The 2,290-nt window shown below is 29.3% G+C and carries 1 protein-coding gene and 1 pseudogene; both read right to left on the minus strand.

Going from position 1 to position 2,290, the window contains the following annotated elements; genetic code table 11:
- Positions 1 to 13: 13 nt before the first annotated feature.
- Positions 14 to 253 (minus strand): hypothetical protein, encoded by a 240-nt coding sequence (locus KQI85_RS16225; RefSeq protein ID WP_216577062.1) that lies wholly within the window; start codon positions 251 to 253, stop codon positions 14 to 16.
- Positions 254 to 1,852: 1,599 nt separating this feature from the next.
- A pseudogene (locus KQI85_RS16230) lies at positions 1,853 to 2,290 on the minus strand (hypothetical protein); the annotation flags it as partial.

The raw sequence follows: 2,290 nt of genomic DNA on the forward strand, positions 1-2,290 counted from the left end.
TAATCGAACTCTGCTATTTCCACAAGACCATGTTGCTGTCTAAAAGAATTGATATATCATTCTTCATCTTCATGTATATTACATCATCAAGTGTCGTTATCCTGATATCTTCTGTGTTGTTGTATTCTGTTCCGTTAAGTGCATTATAAAGTGATAACATATCCTCTTTATACTCTTCGGAACCGAATCTTAATCTAAAAAGTCTGTCCTTGTAAGTACGGTTAATACCTACTGTTTCATTAGTTGATGCCATAAAAATCCTCTCTTGTCTGTATGTTTCTTGTCAGTATGTTAATACTTGCTATCAGCTACTTATAGCAAGTATTATATACAATATACTAATAACATTATTAGCTATTACTAGTACTATTAGTATATCATATACAGCAATAAAACGCAAACATATTTTCGCTTTTTTGTTTTTCACTTTGCCCGTATAACAGGTCAAATGTACTTTTAAATTCTACCTTGCAAGAATTAATTTCATACCTATAGAATTAACTCTTGCATAGATTTTAGTCTTCATGTGTTCTCTCATTTTGCCTGTTAGCAACCAAAATCATCAAACACAAAGAGTGAACATTTTTTTATCTATCACTAGACTATTTTATATTCGCAAGTATAAACATTTCTGTTAATAGCTAAAAATATTATTCAAATCTAATTCCAGGTATAAAAAAAGAATAAAGGCACTCCCATCGACTGAGAATGCCTAAAATGTAACTTAATTTATTAATTGCAGATGTGAATACGATTAAGATATTAGTTTTAATTAGATTAGATATAAGAAATGAATATTAATAATTAATAATAAATACTCCAACCATCATGGCACAATACATTATAGAAAATAGATGTGTGCTATATAATACAACATAATGCTAATCTGTAAGTCATGCATGAAAAAAGAAAGTATATAGACAGCATACAAAGATATACTGAATTAAAGACTTGATACATCTTTATATACTTTGTAGAAGCAGAATCATACATATATAATACTTCAGTTTAGTATGATTCAAAGTTGCGAATAATTCTCGATAATACTATATGTATTATAATATCAAAGATTCCATCTTATATTAAATACAGTAGCATATTCCAGACATCATGCACATTATATTACTCTGTTTAGCACAACACTCATATCAGATTGCTTACATAACAACTTAAGATATATCAATTGTATAACTAATTATAATACAATCAACATAAGCACAGACGTATGCATAATATGACACCAAAGACTGGTGAATGATAACAGTGATTTTTAAGATTTTTTAATAAAACATATAATCAATAGTATGATAATAGTATAATAATATATGGCATTTCACTGCTATTAAAAGTTAACAAGTCATATTAATGCATGGATGAAAAAACAGACATGCACTGTGCCAGATACTTTGGTCAGAGTATGATATTAAGTTTTTTGCATACTGAAAACATATTTCAATACGATTAACTTACATGTTATAAATTATAAGTTACATTAAAAAGATATTGTAAGCATATTGTTAACTACAGCCGTACAGTTTTTAATGAATAAATAATCTGTCGCATCAACATGTTGTTGATGTTTTATGTTCAGATAAGAGCCAGCTGTAATTTAATATTTTGTAAAGCTTACTTTATAAGATAGTCCAATATATGAAATACTTCTTTGAAAAGGTGGTACTAATACTTATCGTGCCATCTACAATTAATAAATGCTCCTATCTGTGCAGTTTTTGTTCGTCAATAACTCTCAACTGCACAGATAGGATAACTTGGAGAATTAAAAAAATCTCCCCCCTTTTAGGGGGTAATCATAGGGGGGGATTTCAAGAAAAAGTATAAACTTTTTATAAACTTATTGATTGTTTTTATCGGTTTCTTCATAGTATTTATCAAGGTATTCCTGCGCTTCTTGGAGTGTTATATCAAATCGTAAAATGAGTTTTTTCATAATATCCATATCTGAGTAATTATCCTCTTTGTACATTTCAATTCGTTCCAATATACGACCTTCTTCACGTCCCAAGTTACGTCCTTCCTCACGTCCCAAAGTACGTCCTTCTTCTAATCCTAAAGTACGTCCTTCTTCTCGGGCTTCTTCTCTTAACTCTGCTTCATATATCTTTTCATCAAATTCTGTTATACACACACTAAACACCTCCGCCTTATGCTTTATCAAAAATTCTCTCATAATATTTTCTTCTATGCAGTAATCTATTGCATTGGTTATTGCTGTCTTGATATCTACACTTTTGTCATCTGAGTATTCTCTTACTTTATTTATAAATATCAT

The sequence above is a fragment of the Falcatimonas sp. MSJ-15 genome, assembly GCF_018918265.1.
GTDB lineage: Bacteria > Bacillota > Clostridia > Lachnospirales > Lachnospiraceae > Falcatimonas.